We start from the raw sequence: 14754 nt of genomic DNA, 5'->3' as shown, positions 1-14754 counted from the left end.
GGCCTATTCCGCCGCCTCCCGCTGCGTCGTCGAAAGCTGCGTCAGCCAGGCCCGCATGGAGGCGGGACGCACGGGCTTGTTCTGCACGAGGATATTGTCGCGTTCGGCTTCCGCGCGCACGTCCGGCGTGCGGTCGGCCGTGACGAGAAGGGCCGGAACCTCGCGGCCAAGCGCTGCCCGAAGCTTTCCGATCGCGGCGATGCCTGTGCCGTCGTCGAGGTGGTAGTCGGCGATGACGGCATCGACGGTGGTTGCGGCCAAGGCTTCAACCGCGGCCACCGATTCGGCAAGCGTGACGGTACAGCCCCAGCCCGAGAGAAGCAGCCGCATGCCGTCGAGGATCTTCGGCTCGTTGTCGACGCAGAGGACACGAAGGCCCTTGAGCGGCTCGTCACTGACGGGCACAGCGGCGGGTTTATCGGCGACGTGGCGGCTTGCGGCGGCATCGATCGGAACGCGCACCTTGAAGCTGGTGCCGCGCCCCTGCGTCGATTGCAGTTCGACCGGATGCGACAGCACGCGCGAGATGCGGTCGACGATGGAAAGGCCGAGCCCGAGGCCCGGTGCCGTACGCGCGCCCTCGTCTAGACGGGCGAATTCCTTGAAGACCGTTCGGAATTTCGAGGCGGGAATGCCGATGCCGGAATCTAGCACCTGGATATAGGCGTGCCCACCCTTGCGCCGGACACCGACGAGGACCTTGCCCGAATTGGTGTACTTGATGGCGTTCGAGACGAGGTTCTGCACGACGCGGCGCAGGAGGTTCGGGTCGGTGCGGATGGCGAGCGAGGAGGGGAGCACGGTGAATTTCAGATTCTTCGCCCGCGCCATCGGCGCAAAATCGGTCTCGATGCGTTTCAGCAGGTCCTTCAGCGGTACCGTCTGCACGCGCGCCTTCATCGCACCGGTGTCGAGCCGGGAAATGTCGAGCACGGCGCCGAGGATCGCTTCCACCGATTCCAGCGAGGAATCGATGTTGTGGATCATCTCGCGGTTCTCCGTCTCGCCGAGCCGTTCGACGAGGGACGACGAATAGAGCCGGGCGGCGTTCAGCGGCTGCAGGATATCGTGGCCGGCGGCGGCGAAGAAACGCGTCTTGCTGATGTTCGCCTCCTCGGCGGCAGCGCGCGCTTCGGCGAGTTCCGTGTTGACGCGGGTGAGCTCGATGGTGCGCTGGGCGACGCGCTGTTCCAGCGTCTCGTTGACCTGCTTCAGCGCCCGGTCGGCCGCCACCCGGTCGGTGATGTCCGTATAGGTGGAAACGAAGCCTTTTTCCGGCATGGCGTTGGTGCGCACTTCGATGATGCGCTCGCCGCCGGACAGCACCAGCGCGAAGGGTTCGTCGAAGGTCATGGTGCGCGTCACCACGGCCTCCTGCTCCTCCGCGGCGATGTCGCCGCGCTCGACGAGGATTTCCACGATATCGGAAAGCGGGAAGCCGACCTGGCCGACATATTCCGGCAGGTCGAGCAGCTGGCGGAAACGGCGGTTCCAGACGGTGAGGTTCCCGGCGCTGTCGAAGACGGCGATGCCCTGGTCCATCTGGCCGAGTGCCGTCTGCAGCATGTCCTGGTTGTATTGCAGGGCCTCGCTGGCCTGGTCGAGCAGCCAGTCCGTATCCGTCGGCGTATCGTCGATGCGCTGGAGCACGAGCGACAGCACGAGGCGGGCCGAGGAGGAGCCGATGGCGCTGCCGAGCAGCTGCTCGGAAAAATGCACGATGGCGGCGTCGGCGGGGGAGTTGTCTTCCAGCCAGCGGCCGACCTGCCGCTCATAGGTATGGAAGGAGCGCTGCATGCGCTCCTCGCCGAGATACTTGGCGATGGTCGTCTTGAGGTCCTTGACCGTCACCTTGGTGCGTCGGCCGCGGAAGGCCCGCTCGAGGCGCGGCTTGGAGCGGATGAAGGTGCCGGCCTGCAGCCGCTCAAGCGAGGTCGGATTGCGGGTGAGGGAGCCGACGACATAGGCGCCGATATTCACCATCATGGCCAGCAGCGTGGCGTTGACCAGCGGGTCCGCGTTTTCGCCGGTGAAGATGGTCGCGCCGGGAAACAGGAAGCCGAGCACCGTTTCGGCGATATAGGCATTGTCGGCGACGCCGATGCTCGGCAGGAACAGCAGGTAGGCCCAGACGACGAGGCCGGAGATCATGCCGGCCATGGCACCGCGTGCATTGGCATTGCGCCAGAAGAGGCCGCCGAGCATCGTCGGGGCGACCTGCGCCGCTGCGGCGAAGGCGAGCAGGCCCATCGAGGCAAGGCCCGCATTGGCGGTCGCGGCGCGGTAATAGGCATAACCCAGCAGCAAGACGAAGAAGATCGCGAGGCGCCGGATGCGCAGCAGCATGCGCGAGAGGTCGTCCTGCTGCTCGACACCGCCGATGAGGCTGCGCCTGAGCACGACCGGGATGACGATGTCGTTCGACACCATGATGGAGAGCGCCACCGAGGCGACGATGACCATGGCGGTGGCGGCGGAGAAGCCGCCGATGAAGGCAACCAGCGTCAGGAGCGGCTGGTCGAGTGCGAAGGGCAGGGTCAGCACATAGAGGTCGGCATCGCCCTGGCCGTTGAAGGTGAGCACGCCGCCGATGGCGACCGGCAGCACGAAGAGGTTGATGGCGACGAGATAGAGCGGGAAGAGGATGCCCGCCATGCGCAGCTCGCCTGCCGTGCGGTTCTCCACCACGGTGACATGGAACTGGCGTGGCAGCATCACAATGGCGAAGGCGGACAGCACGATGAGCAGGATCCACCGTGCCACCGGCGTCTCGTAGGTCAGCGCCTGCATGACGCGCTCGTTCTCCGCCGCGCGCTGCCAGAGATCGCCGAGCCCGTCGAACATGAAGAAGATGACGTAGATGCCGACCGAGGCGATGGCGACGAGCTTGACCAGCGATTCCATCGAGATGGCGAGGATGAGGCCGTCCTGGTGCTCGGTTGCGTCCGTGTGGCGCGTGCCGAAGACGATGGCAAAACACGCGAGAAAGAGCGTGACGACCAGCGGCAGGTCGATGAGGCCGCCGGAGGCGGCGATGCCGAAGCCGGTCGTATCGACCATGGCCGAGACCGAGCTGGACACGGCTTTCAATTGCAGCGCGATGTAGGGGATGTAGCCGATCAGCGAAATGAGGGCGACGACGGCGGCGACGCCCGGATTCTTGCCGTAGCGCGCGGCGACGAAATCGGCGATCGAGGTGAGGCGTTCGGATTTGGCCAGCGTCACGATGCGGCGGATGAGCGGCATGCCGAGCGTGAACATCAGGATCGGGCCGATATAGATGCCCGCAAATTCGAGGCCATGGGTCGTGGCAAGGCCCACGCCGCCGAAATAGGTCCAGGAGGTGCAGTAGATCGCAAGGCTCAGCGCATAGACCAGCGGCCGGCCCTTCGATGTGCGGCCGGTGCGCTTTGCCTTCCGGTCGCCGTAACTTGCAACCGCAAAGAGCAGCAGCAGATAGGCGAGCGCCAGGGCGAATATCAGCGAGCCCGGCATGCTTCCTCCCGCAGTCCTTCGGCCTTTCACGCGAGAATAGGCCAAAGCGGAGAGGAAGGAAATTGCGTCGAAGGTCGAGTGTGGAAAGGACCGGTGTGTAAACCCCTAGATATTGATGGAACGCAGTTCCATCTCAGCAAAAACTAAACTAGGTTGCCTTTGCTTCGCAGCAACAGGAGACCCTCATGCTCAATGAGTTCAAGGCGTTTATCGCCCGCGGCAATGTCATGGACCTCGCCGTGGGTGTCATCATCGGTGCGGCCTTCAACAAGATCGTCGAATCCGTCGTCAACGACCTGGTCATGCCGATCGTCGGTGCATTGACCGGGGGTGGTTTCGATTTTTCCAACTACTTCATCGCGTTGTCCAGCAACGTGACGGCAACGTCGCTTGCCGCCGCCCGCGAGCAGGGCGCGGTCTTTGCCTATGGCAATTTCATCACCGTGCTCATCAATTTCCTCATCCTCGCCTGGATCATCTTCCTGATGATCAAGGGCGTGAACCGCATGCGCGAGTCGCTGGATAAGGAAAAGGCCGCCGGTGCCGCCGAGCCCGCACCGCCGCCGGAAGACGTGCTGCTTCTCACCGAGATCCGCGATCTCCTGAAGAGCCGTCCGGCCGCCTGAAGCATCCTGAGCCGATTGATACGAAGGGCCCGGTTCGCCGGGCCTTTTACGTTGGAGGCCAGCCCGTAGCGCGGGCCTGTTCGAGCGTGGCGAGGAGCGCATCGGCCGGTGAAAGGCCGAGCCGTTTGCCCTGGCGCAAAAGCCAGCCGGCATGCACCAGCCGGATTTCGACGGGAATGCGCTCGATGCCGAGCGCAACGGCTGCTGCCGTGCGGTGCTTGCCGTTGGTGTGGCGGACAAGGCGGCCCTCGGCGTCGATCGCCACGCCGATATCGCGCTCGGCGAGATCCTGCCAGAGCGTGCGTGTCCAGCGATGGCGCCGGCCGGTCTGGCCGAGCAGGCCGAGATCGGAATGCGGCACGATGCCGTTCTTCTCGATGTCTGCGATGAGTGCCAGGTAATATTCGAAGAAATTGTCGAGCTTTTCGATCGTGTCGATGGCAATGCGGTTGCGTTTGACCGTTGCGCCATCCTTGATGCGCTTGGCATAGGCCTGATAGCGCGCGCCTGCGCGAAAATCCTGCCGCGTCTCGAAGAGTTCGGTGATCTCGACATGGGAGGAGGACTTTTCGAGCGGCTCGACGATGCGGCTCCAGTCGCTGCCGTCGAGGAAGTGCGTGCCGATCCAGCGTAGCCGCCCGCGATCGGAAATGTTGTCGCGCAGCCGCGTGGTCAGGTGGCTGGTCGCAATGGGGATGACCAGCCGTTCGCCGAAATGAAAGTGCCCCTGGGCGGCGAGGATGGCGGGGCCTCCTTCGCGATCGAGACGCTTGACGGCGCGGTTGAACCGGCTGGTGAAGCCGATATGCGCAGCCGCGAAGTCGCGCATCGGCACCAGGTCGAGCGCCCTCTGGAGGAGCGAGGGTGCTGGGGGTCGCGCGCGGGGTGGGCCCCGTTCATAGACCGGTCGTGGAAATGTCTGCTGGTCCGCCAACCTGTACTCGAGTCCGTTCCCGATGACCGTCGGCACAAAGGGGACCGGCGGCGGCGTCATCCATGACAAATAAACGACGGTTTGCAAAGCCGGGAGACCCGGGAGTGCCACCACCGGCATGAAAACCCGGATATTTCCGGGTTTTCATGCCGCCGAACCGTTGCAGGCGTCCGCGCAGCGGCGGTGCTGCTCTTGTGCCGCTGCGAATCAGGCCGTGGCGCCGGCCGTCTTCGTCTGGTGGATTTCGATGAGGCTCGGGCCCTTGCGCCCGCCGGCCTTTTCCAGCGCGGCCGGCAGGTCGCGCACATCGGCGAGGCGCTCGGAGGGCACGCCATAGGCGGTGCCGATGGCGACGAAGTCGGGTGCGGACGGCTTCACGCCTTCCGGTGTGATTCCGGCATCGACCATGTAGTTCTCGATCTCCTGATAGCCGTCATTGTTCCAGACGAGGAAGACGACGCGGGCGTCGGCATCCGCCGCCGAGCCGATCTCCGAGAGCGAGAATTGCAGCCCGCCATCACCGACGAGGCAGATGATCGGCGCAGCCGGCTCGGCAAGGGCCGCACCGATGGCGGCGGGCGGGGCGAAGCCGAGCGCGCCGTAACCGGTTGCGGCGTTGAACCAGCTGCGCGGGCGCGGTGCGTCGCAATAGTAGTTGCCGGCATAGACGGCCTGGGTGGAATCCCCGACGACGATGGCTTTCGGCAGCGTCCGCCAGATGGCGTCGATGACGCCGATTTCCGCCTGCATCTTCGCCGTCAGCTCGTTCCACGCGCCCTTGCGGGCGGTTTCGGCGCGTGCCGCACCGTTGCCGATTGCCTTATGGCCTTCGAGGAAACCGAGCATGCCGGCTGCCGCCGTCTTGGCGCTGGAGAAGATCGACAGCCCCGATTGCGGCGTGCGGGCAAGCTGGGCGGCATCGATATCGATGCGGATCAGCGATTTCAGCCGTGGGAAGCCGTTGTCGACATTGATGTCATAGTCCGTCGGGCCGAATTCGGTACCGAAGGCGACGACGAGGTCGGCGTCGGAAAGCAGACGCCGCACGGCCTTGAGGCTGGGGCTTGCCGGCACGCGCAAGGGATGGCCGGCAAGCATGCCGCGGGCATTGATGGTGGTGACGACGGGTGCGCCGATCCGCTCGGCGAGCGAACGGATTTCCTCTTCCGCCGTTATCGCACCGCCGCCCGCGAGGATGACGGGACGGGAGGCATTGGTGCACAGGATGGCGGCGCGCTGCAGGGTTTCCGCATCGGCGCGCGGACGCGTGGCAACGGCGGCGGGAAAACGGCCGGTTTCGATGGGTTTTGCCATCACGTCGGTCGGAATTTCGATATGCACCGGGCCGGGGCGGCCGGAAAGCAAGACGGCAAAGGCGCGCTCCATGACGAGCGGCAGGTCGGCGGGATTGAGCAGCGTGTGCGAATAAAGGGCGAGCGTCTTCATCATGCCCTGCTGATCCGGCAGCTCGTGCAGCAGGCCGCGGCCGTGGCCGAGCGAATCGCGCCGGTTGACGCCCGAGATGACCAGCATGGGTACGGAATCCTGCCGCGCCTGCGCCATCGCCGTGATGGTGTTGGTGAGGCCCGGACCGGTGATGACCAGCGCGACGCCCGGCTTGCCGGAAACGCGCGCATACCCATCCGCCATGAAGCCGGCGCCCTGCTCGTGGCGCGGTGTGATGTGGCGAATCTTCGAGGCGGCAAGGCCCCGGTAGAGCTCGACCGTGTGCACGCCCGGAATGCCGAATACGACCTCGACGCCGTTTGCCTCCAGTAGGTCGACGAGAACTTCCCCAACGGTTTTCGTGCTCATGCGCGGCGCTCCTTCGGCATGGTGGAACGGGTGGCGAGTGCGGTGATGCGCCGGCAGGCCTCGTCGATATGGGCATCGGGCACGGTGAGACTGAGGCGGATGAAGCCTTCCGCCTCGTCGCCGAAGGAGGAGCCCGGCATGACCGCGACCAGTTCCTCGCGCAGGAGCGCCCAGGCAAAATCCTCGCCGCTCATGCCGGTTTCGGAGACATCGACGACGATGAACATACCGGCTTCCGGCGGCAGCGGCACGAGGCCGGGCGCCAGAGACAGGGCTTCGGCGAAGCGGGCGGCACGTGCCTTGTAGCTCTGGCGCATCGTCGCGGCGGTCGCGATCGGGTTGTCGAGAGCATAGGCCGTCATGTCGGCGATGAAGGGCTGGCCGCCGAACAGCATCGTTTCGGAGACCGAGAGCAGCCGGGTGCAGAAGTCCGCCGGACCGATCGCCCAGCCGCTGCGGAAGCCTGGCGCGGCATGGGATTTCGATATGGAGGAGACGACGATGGTGCGCTCGGCAAGGTCCGGATTGTCGAAGGGCGAGGCGAAGGTCGCGCCGAAGACGAGCTGTTCATAGACCTCGTCGCAGACGATCCAGAGATCGTGCTTGCGGCAGACGGCGCCGATCTCGGCAATCTCCGCGGCGCTCAGCACCGCGCCGGTCGGGTTGTGCGGCGTGTTGAGCAGCAGCACCCGGCAGGCTGGCGTGATGGCGGCCTCGAGGTCGGCCGCCTTCATGTGGAAGCCGTTTTCCGGGCGCAGCGGCACGGCGATGCGCTCGGCACCGGTCGAGCGGATGACGCCCTCGTAGGTCGCATAGAGCGGGTCGCCGACGAGCACCGCGTCGCCGGTCTCCACGAGGCCGAGCATGACGGCGAAGAGGGCGGTCTGCGTGCCGGGGAAGCAGAGCACGTTGGCGGCGGTCACGTCGTTGCGGCGCTTCTGGTACTTGCGCACCAGCGCGTCGACCACGGAGGGCTCGCCGCGGCCGTTGGAGTAGCGGTAGCGACCCGCATGCATGGTGCGCACGGCTTCGGCCAGCAGCGTCGGGTCCGGCGGCACGTCCGGCTCGCCGATGGTCAGTTCGATGATCGTCTGGCCTTCGGCCTTCATGCGCCGCGCTTCGGCATGGATGGCCCATTTTTCAGAACCGAGATTGGCAAGCCGATCTGTGATGGATGCATAGCGCATGGCCGTCCTCCGCATTTCCATTGAGTGTCGTTTATCGATCGGCGCGGTTGGCGTCGACCGGTCTCAGGCGCAGCCCGAGCAGGGTTTCGATCGAGGTCAGCGCGATCTCGACGAGTTCGCTTTCCCCGAAGAGTTCGCCGGCCAGGCAGCCCTCGAGCCACAGGCCGTCGAGCAGGCCGTTGATCGCGATGGCGAGCCTGCGGCAACGCTCCGGCGAGGCATCCTCACCGCGCGCCGCAAGGAAATCGCCGAGCAAGCCCTCCAGCGCGTTGCGGAAACTCAGGTAGCCCTCGCGGTGGATGGCGGCGAGTTCCGGATCGACGCTGACGCGGCTGATGAAGGAAGCCCAGAGCGAGAGGCTGCGGCTGTTGGCGACCGGCTCTGTCAGGTTGATGACGATGAAGTCGCGCAGCCGCGTTTCCGGATCACCCGTCACCCGCTCGGCCTTTTCGGTGAGCCGGCCTATGACGATCCGGTAGGCCTCCTGAAGGATATGCTCCTTCGACTGGAAATAATGCCGGATGAGGCCCGCCGTCACGCCCGCCTTGATGGCGATCTGCCGGACCGTCGCGCCTTCAAGGCCATACTCCGCGATGCAGTCGAGCGTCGCCTCGATCAGGTCGTGGCGGCGTTCGGCCTCGGGGGCGCGATGGAAGGTCCGGCGGGCCATGGTTTCCTCGTTATGCGGCGCGGCGCAGCACCGGCCGCGTCAGGCAGGTCGGGCCGCCCTCGCAGGCAATGCAAAGCGCGTCGGCCTCGAAGGTCTCCACCGTGCAGCCTGCCGCTTCCATCGCCGCCTTGGTGGCCGGAAAGCCTTCGACCATGATGACCTCGTAGGGCCGGGTCGGCAGCACGTTGAGCGACAGGCCGTTGCTGGCATGGAATTCGTCGGCCGGTGCCTCGATGAGGCGGATGCCGCGCTTCTTGAGGAGCTGGTAGAAGGCGGCCGGTAGCAGCGGGGCGAAGACGAGGGCAAGGTCGTCCGCCAGCGGGCTCATCACGCTCATCAGGTGGAGGCAGGCTTCCTCGCCCTGCCAGAGCGGCAGGTCGTAGGCGAGAACCGTGACGCCGTGGGGGGCGAGGATCTTCGTGATCTGGTCGATGCCTTCCTGATTGGTGCGCACGCCGCGGCCGATGACGAGGGTCTTCGCATCGAGCCAGATGCAGTCGCCGCCTTCCACGGTGCCTTCGCCTTCGATACGGCCGAGGATCGGGATCTGGCGCTCGGCATAGGCCTTTTCGTGCAGTGCGGTTTCGGCGACGCGCAGCGGCTTGCCCATGCGCAGGAGGATCGCGCCGTGGTCCGACATCAGCGAGGGATCATGGGTGAACATGGCGTCGGCGAGCCCGTCGCCTTCATCCTCCAGCCAGATGATCTCGGTGCCGGATTTCTCCACAAGCGCTGCGAAGGCCTTGTACTGGTGGACCGCACGGGCGCCGTCGAAGGTCGGGCCGTAATGCCACTTGGCGGCATCGGCGCCCTTCAGGCTGGCGCCTGGGCGGCGCATCAGAACACGCATCAGGGGGGCCGACATTTCCTGCGAACCGTAGGCGGTCATTCAATACTCCCGGGAGAAAATCATCGTGGACAGGCGCTGCCAGAAAAGTCAGCGATCGGCCTATTATACGCTTGAATAATTTCTTAACAAGTGCCACGATGCTTTCCACAAGAGGACACGACGGGCCGAAGATGCCCGCGGGAACGCTGAAAAACAGGGGAATTTGGCATGGGTCATGCATCGATTTTCCGTGCGCCGGAGACCGCTCCGCGATGACGGAACGCGCCGAGGCAATCGCGGTCAGGGACCTGCACAAGCGCTTCGGGCCGCTTGAAGTTCTCAAGGGTGTTTCACTGGCCGCGCATGAGGGCGACGTCATCGCCATCATCGGCGGCTCGGGTTCGGGCAAGTCCACCTTCCTTCGCTGCATCAACATGCTGGAGCTGCCGAGCGCCGGTTCGGTCACCATCCATGGCGAGACGATCGCGATGAAGAACGACGGCCACGGCGGCATGATGCCGGCTGATCGCAAGCAGGTACAGCGCCTGCGCTCGCGTCTCGGCATGGTGTTCCAGAGCTTCAATCTCTGGCAGCACATGACCATCCTGGAAAACGTCATCGAGGCGCCGGTCCATGTGCTGGGCGTGAGGAAGGACGAGGCGATCGACCGCGCCGAGACGCTGCTGCGCCGCGTCGGGCTCTATGAGAAGCGCGATGCCTATCCCGCCTTCCTTTCCGGCGGCCAGCAGCAGCGTGCGGCCATCGCCCGCGCTCTCGCCATCCAGCCCCATGTCATGCTCTTCGACGAGCCCACCTCCGCGCTCGATCCCGAACTCGTCGGTGAGGTGCTGTCCGTCATCGGCGACCTCGCCAAGGAAAAGCGTACGATGATCCTCGTCACGCACGAGATGAAGTTCGCCCGGAACGTGGCGAGCCACGTCGTCTTCCTGGCGAACGGGGTCATCGAGGAACAGGGCCCGCCGGACGAGTTGTTCGGATCGCCGAAATCGGAGCGGCTGAAGAAGTTCATCAGCTCCATCCACTGAGAAGCAAAAAACCAACAGAGGGAAGATCATGAAGAGTGCCGTAAAGACAATCGCCCTTGCCGCCGCGATCGGGCTTGCCGCCATCTCGGGCGCTGCAGCCCAGCAGGTCCGCGTCGGTTTTGCCGCCGAGCCTTATCCGCCCTTCACCTCGCCCGACGCCTCGGGCAACTGGGAAGGCTGGGAAGTGGACTTCATGAAGGCGATCTGTGCCGAGGCCAAGCTCGACTGCGTCGTCACGCCGGTCGCCTGGGACGGCATCATCCCGGCGCTGACCACCAACAAGATCGACATGATCATCGGCTCGATGTCGGTCACCGCGGAGCGCCAGCAGACCATCGACTTCTCCGACAAGTACTACAACTCGTTGCCGGGCGTCATCGGCCCGAAGGATGCCAAGTTCGAGCCGACGCCGGAGGGCCTTGCCGGCAAAACGCTCGGCGTGCAGGTGGCAACCATCCACCAGGTCTATGCCAACAAGTATTTCGCGCCCGCCGGCGCGACGATCAAGGAGTACCAGACGCAGGATGAGGCCAACAACGACCTCGCCGCCGGCCGTATCGATGCGGTGCAGGCCGATTCCGTCGCGATGCTGGAATTCCTCAAGTCCGAGCAGGGTGCTGCCTGCTGCGATATGAAGGGCATGGTCAAGGATGATCCCGAAGTTCTCGGTCTCGGCGTCGGCGTCGGCCTGCGCAAGGGCGAGACGGAGCTGAAGGACAAGATCAACGCCGCCATCAAGGCGATCCGCGAGAACGGCACCTACGACACCTTCTCCAAGAAGTATTTCGACTTCGACATCTACGGCGGCTGATCGTCCTCTTGCTGAGCCGGCGGCGCGAGCCGCCGGCGTTTTTCTCGAAGGGACGTAGTCTCATGGCCGATGCCGGATCGCTGATCAACTGGAGCCTGCTCGCTCTCGAACCGCCCGGCTGGGGCGGCGTGATGTTGGCGGGGCTCTGGAATTCCATCCAGATCGCTATCGGCGGCTACGGGCTCGGCCTCGTCCTCGGCACGGGCGGCGCCATGGGTAAACTCTATGGCGGGCCGGTTACCAAGGATCTGCTCGAGGTCTACACGACGCTCGTGCGCGCCGTGCCCGAGCTCGTGCTGATCCTTATCCTCTATTATGCCGGTACGGACGTGCTGAGCCAGATCTCCGCCGCTCTGGGTTGGGGGCAGGTGGATATCAGCGGCCTTGCGGCGGGCATTTTCGTCATTGGTGTCGTGCAGGGTGCCTATTCCACCGAGGTCATCCGCGGCGCGATCAAGGCGGTGCCGGCAGGACAGATCGAGGCGGCGCGTGCCTATGGCATGCCGCCGGTGCAGATCATGCGCCGCATCACGCTGCCGGCGATGCTGCCGCATGCCATTCCGGGTCTCTCCAACCTCTGGCTCATCGCCACCAAGGACACCGCCTTGCTCGCCGTCGTCGGCTTCTCCGAGCTGACGCTGGTGACGCGCCAGGCGGCGGGAAGCACCAAGTCCTACCTGCTCTTCTTCTGCGCTGCCGGTGTGCTGTACCTCATCATCACGCTGGTCTCGAACGTGCTGATCGGCCTTATCGAGCGCCACTATCGGCGCGGCATGGTGAGGGCTGCGTGATGGCCGACGAGACCGTCTCCGCCATGGCTCTCACTGCGCTGCCGAGCAAGCAGAGCTTCTTCAAGCCCCATCGCATCGTGTTGATGGCGATCGCCGCAATCTTCGTTTTCTGCATCGTCTGGTTCATGCGCTGGGAATGGGTGCCGAACTATTCCAGGGCGCTCGCCTATGGCGTCGGCGTCACGTTGCTGATGCTGTTCTCGACCTCGATCCTCGGCTTCCTCCTCGCCGTGCCGATCGGCCTTGTGCAGGTGACGGGACCATGGCCGCTGAAAATGCTGGCAAAGGGCTTTTGCACCATCATCCGCGGCACGCCGCTGCTGCTGCAGCTCTGGCTGCTCTATTACGGCCTCGGCTCGTTGTTTCCGCAGTTTCCGGAAATCCGCAACTCCTTCCTCTGGCCCTATCTGCGCGAGTCCTGGCCCTATGGCGTCGCTGCGCTGACCCTCTCCTTCGCTGCCTATGAGGGCGAGGTGATGCGCGGTGCCTTCGCTGGCGTACCGCCGGGCGAACTCGAGGCTGCGCGCGCCTTTGGCATGAGCCGCTTCACCCTGTTCCGCCGCATCTGGCTGCCCCGCGCCGTCTACCGGGCGCTGCCGACGCTGAACGGTGAAACCGTTTTGCAGCTGAAATCGACGCCGCTCGTCGCGACGATCACCGTGATCGACGCCTATGCCGTCATCTCCAAGGTGCGGCAGGCGACCTATCTCACCTATGAGCCGCTCTTGCTGCTGGCGCTCATCTATCTCTGCCTCACCGCCATCCTGGTGATGGCCTTCCGCTACTTCGAAAGCAAAATCCCTTCGCGTGGTGCCTGACATGACGATCCATACGACCCTCAAGAATTCCATGCCGGAAATGGTGGCGATCCGCCGCGACCTGCACGAACATCCGGAACTGGGCCTGGAAGAGGTCCGCACCTCCGATGTCATCGCACGCCGCCTCGAAGGCTACGGCTACAAGGTTACGCGCGGTCTTGCGAAAACCGGCCTGGTCGCAACGCTGGTGAACGGCACCGGCCGAAAGTCGATCGGCATCCGCGCCGATATCGATGCACTGCCGATCTTCGAGGAAACCGGTCTTCCCTATGCCAGCAAGACGCCGGGGAAAATGCACGCCTGCGGCCATGACGGGCACACGGCCATGCTGCTCGGGGCGGCCAAGGCGGTTGCCGAGCGGCGCAATTTCGATGGCACCGTGCATCTGATCTTCCAGCCGGCGGAGGAGAATTTCGGCGGTGCGAAGATCATGGTGGAGGAGGGGCTGTTCGACAGGTTTCCCTGCGATGCCGTCTTTGCCCTGCACAACGAGCCGGGTCTGCCTTTCGGCCAGTTCGCGCTGCGCGAAGGCCCGATCATGGCGGCGGTCGATGAGGCGCGCATCACGGTGAACGGTGTCGGCGGCCACGGCGCGGAGCCGCAGGAGACGCTCGACCCGATCGTCTGCGGCGCGTCGATCGTCATGGCGTTGCAGACCATCGTCTCGCGCAACATCCATCCGCTCGACCCGACGGTCGTGACGGTCGGCTCGTTCCATGCGGGCTCTGCGAGCAACATCATCCCGAGCCGGGCCGAGATCGTCGTGGGCATCCGCTCCTTCGATCCTGATGTGCGCGACGAGCTGGAACGCCGCATCCACCTGATCGCCGGACGTCAGGCCGAGAGCTATGGCATGAGCGCCATGGTGAACTACCAGCGCTTCTACGATGCGACGGTCAACCACAAGGCCGAGACAGATCTCGTGCGCGACCTCGCTATTCGCTTTGCCGGTGCCGACAAGGTCATCGATCTCGCCCGCCCCTTCATGGGCAGCGAAGACTTTGCCTATATGTTGAAGGAACGACCGGGTACCTATTTCTTCCTTGGCGGCAAGGGGGGCGAAAACGACAAGTCGCTGCATCACCCCGGCTACAATTTCAACGACGACCTCCTGCCGGTCGGCGCGGCCTTCTGGACGGAACTGGTCGAACATTATCTGCGCGCCGGCTAGGTCCGATCGACGGCTTCGGCTTGTGACGAGGCCGCAAGGTCCGGCTGTCCGACACAATCTCGACACAGTTCAAACCGCGCTGGAAGCGATTTCGGCGCGGTTTTTTACTCCTCACACATTCGTGAAACTCTTGAAATCAGCGCAGCGGTTTTCCATGCCGCAATTGTGAATGCAGTCTTTTTCTGCCGCAGCCTTCGCGTGTGCCTACGCCCTTCCAGGAGGAGGTGCGCGATTATTTTCCATATCAATCAAATGTTTAGGCCGTAAGAATTTTTCGATACAAAACCGTCCGATTGGACGGTTTTGTCGTTTTTTACCTATTTGGTTGTGCGTCGCCGCTGCCGTTTTGATTGTTCAAAAAACGTTGACGGCTGTTTCCAATTTAAGACCCTTCCATCCCGCAAATTGAGGGACCATCTTTATTTCACGGAGGCGGCGGAGCTGCTTCTGGAAGACGGAAGGACATGACGATGCCGAACCCTATTGAAGGAAAGAACCCGGCGAGCGCCACCCGGGCGCGCCCTGCGGCAATCCGCCGGATCGTCCCCGTCGCCACCGATG

12 protein-coding genes are annotated in these 14754 nt (G+C 64.3%); 6 read left to right on the top strand and 6 right to left on the bottom strand.

Annotated features, from left to right (window positions below):
• Positions 1-3: 3 nt before the first annotated feature.
• A complete protein-coding gene (locus AKG11_RS00370; protein ID WP_023516638.1) occupies positions 4-3495 on the bottom strand; it encodes a PAS domain-containing hybrid sensor histidine kinase/response regulator in 3492 nt (1163 codons plus the stop codon).
• Between the two features lie 185 nt (positions 3496-3680).
• On the opposite strand from AKG11_RS00370, the gene mscL reads away from it, so the two are divergent.
• Entirely contained in the window at positions 3681-4121 is a 441-nt protein-coding gene (gene mscL, locus AKG11_RS00365) for a large conductance mechanosensitive channel protein MscL (protein ID WP_050742579.1), read from the top strand.
• A gap of 46 nt (positions 4122-4167) precedes the next feature.
• On the opposite strand, the gene AKG11_RS00360 is transcribed toward mscL, so the two are convergent.
• The 5 genes from AKG11_RS00360 to AKG11_RS00340 form a co-directional block, all read right to left on the bottom strand.
• Entirely contained in the window at positions 4168-4950 is a 783-nt protein-coding gene (locus AKG11_RS00360; protein WP_050742578.1) for a hypothetical protein, read from the bottom strand.
• A 312-nt stretch (positions 4951-5262) separates the two neighbouring features.
• Positions 5263-6870, bottom strand: a complete 1608-nt coding sequence (locus AKG11_RS00355) for a 5-guanidino-2-oxopentanoate decarboxylase (protein ID WP_050742577.1) — start codon at positions 6868-6870, stop codon at positions 5263-5265.
• Entirely contained in the window at positions 6867-8057 is a 1191-nt protein-coding gene (locus tag AKG11_RS00350; protein ID WP_023513572.1) for a pyridoxal phosphate-dependent aminotransferase, read from the bottom strand. Before AKG11_RS00350 ends, AKG11_RS00355 begins: the two co-directional genes overlap by 4 nt.
• 31 nt (positions 8058-8088) lie before the next feature.
• A complete protein-coding gene (locus AKG11_RS00345; RefSeq protein WP_023513573.1) occupies positions 8089-8727 on the bottom strand; it encodes a TetR family transcriptional regulator C-terminal domain-containing protein in 639 nt (212 codons plus the stop codon).
• A 10-nt stretch (positions 8728-8737) separates the two neighbouring features.
• On the bottom strand, positions 8738-9616 hold the full coding sequence (locus AKG11_RS00340; protein ID WP_023513574.1) for a dimethylarginine dimethylaminohydrolase family protein: 879 nt from the start codon (positions 9614-9616) through the stop codon (positions 8738-8740).
• A 212-nt stretch (positions 9617-9828) separates the two neighbouring features.
• Between AKG11_RS00340 and AKG11_RS00335 the strand changes: the two genes are divergently transcribed.
• The 5 genes from AKG11_RS00335 to AKG11_RS00315 all read left to right on the top strand — a co-directional run bounded on the left by AKG11_RS00335 (position 9829) and on the right by AKG11_RS00315 (position 14193).
• Entirely contained in the window at positions 9829-10602 is a 774-nt protein-coding gene (locus AKG11_RS00335; protein WP_050742576.1) for an ABC transporter ATP-binding protein, read from the top strand.
• Positions 10603-10630: 28 nt separating this feature from the next.
• Positions 10631-11413: a transporter substrate-binding domain-containing protein gene (locus tag AKG11_RS00330; protein ID WP_023513576.1), complete on the top strand. Its 783-nt coding sequence runs from the start codon at positions 10631-10633 to the stop codon at positions 11411-11413.
• Between the two features lie 62 nt (positions 11414-11475).
• A complete protein-coding gene (locus AKG11_RS00325) occupies positions 11476-12204 on the top strand; it encodes an ABC transporter permease (protein WP_023513577.1) in 729 nt (242 codons plus the stop codon).
• Entirely contained in the window at positions 12204-13022 is an 819-nt protein-coding gene (locus AKG11_RS00320; protein WP_023513578.1) for an ABC transporter permease subunit, read from the top strand. Before AKG11_RS00325 ends, AKG11_RS00320 begins: the two co-directional genes overlap by 1 nt.
• A 1-nt stretch (position 13023) precedes the next feature.
• On the top strand, positions 13024-14193 hold the full coding sequence (locus AKG11_RS00315; RefSeq protein ID WP_050742575.1) for a M20 aminoacylase family protein: 1170 nt from the start codon (positions 13024-13026) through the stop codon (positions 14191-14193).
• Positions 14194-14754 lie beyond the last annotated feature (561 nt).

It is taken from the genome of Shinella sp. SUS2 (assembly GCF_001262505.1).
Lineage (GTDB): Bacteria > Pseudomonadota > Alphaproteobacteria > Rhizobiales > Rhizobiaceae > Shinella.
Note: the sequence above shows the minus strand (reverse complement) of the source record. Positions and strands in the feature narration are given on the sequence as shown.

Excerpts from the sequence above, each read along its gene's own strand:
- mscL (WP_050742579.1), top strand. The coding sequence starts at position 3,681 with ATGCTCAATGAGTTCAAGGCGTTTATCGCCCGCGGCAATGTCATGGAC.
- AKG11_RS00360 (WP_050742578.1), bottom strand. The coding sequence starts at position 4,950 with ATGCGCGACTTCGCGGCTGCGCATATCGGCTTCACCAGCCGGTTCAAC.
- AKG11_RS00350 (WP_023513572.1), bottom strand. The coding sequence starts at position 8,057 with ATGCGCTATGCATCCATCACAGATCGGCTTGCCAATCTCGGTTCTGAA.
- AKG11_RS00315 (WP_050742575.1), top strand. The coding sequence starts at position 13,024 with ATGACGATCCATACGACCCTCAAGAATTCCATGCCGGAAATGGTGGCG.
- AKG11_RS00355 (WP_050742577.1), bottom strand. The coding sequence starts at position 6,870 with ATGAGCACGAAAACCGTTGGGGAAGTTCTCGTCGACCTACTGGAGGCA.
- AKG11_RS00335 (WP_050742576.1), top strand. The coding sequence starts at position 9,829 with ATGACGGAACGCGCCGAGGCAATCGCGGTCAGGGACCTGCACAAGCGC.
- AKG11_RS00325 (WP_023513577.1), top strand. The coding sequence starts at position 11,476 with ATGGCCGATGCCGGATCGCTGATCAACTGGAGCCTGCTCGCTCTCGAA.
- AKG11_RS00320 (WP_023513578.1), top strand. The coding sequence starts at position 12,204 with ATGGCCGACGAGACCGTCTCCGCCATGGCTCTCACTGCGCTGCCGAGC.
- AKG11_RS00345 (WP_023513573.1), bottom strand. The coding sequence starts at position 8,727 with ATGGCCCGCCGGACCTTCCATCGCGCCCCCGAGGCCGAACGCCGCCAC.
- AKG11_RS00370 (WP_023516638.1), bottom strand. The coding sequence starts at position 3,495 with ATGCCGGGCTCGCTGATATTCGCCCTGGCGCTCGCCTATCTGCTGCTG.
- AKG11_RS00340 (WP_023513574.1), bottom strand. The coding sequence starts at position 9,616 with ATGACCGCCTACGGTTCGCAGGAAATGTCGGCCCCCCTGATGCGTGTT.
- AKG11_RS00330 (WP_023513576.1), top strand. The coding sequence starts at position 10,631 with ATGAAGAGTGCCGTAAAGACAATCGCCCTTGCCGCCGCGATCGGGCTT.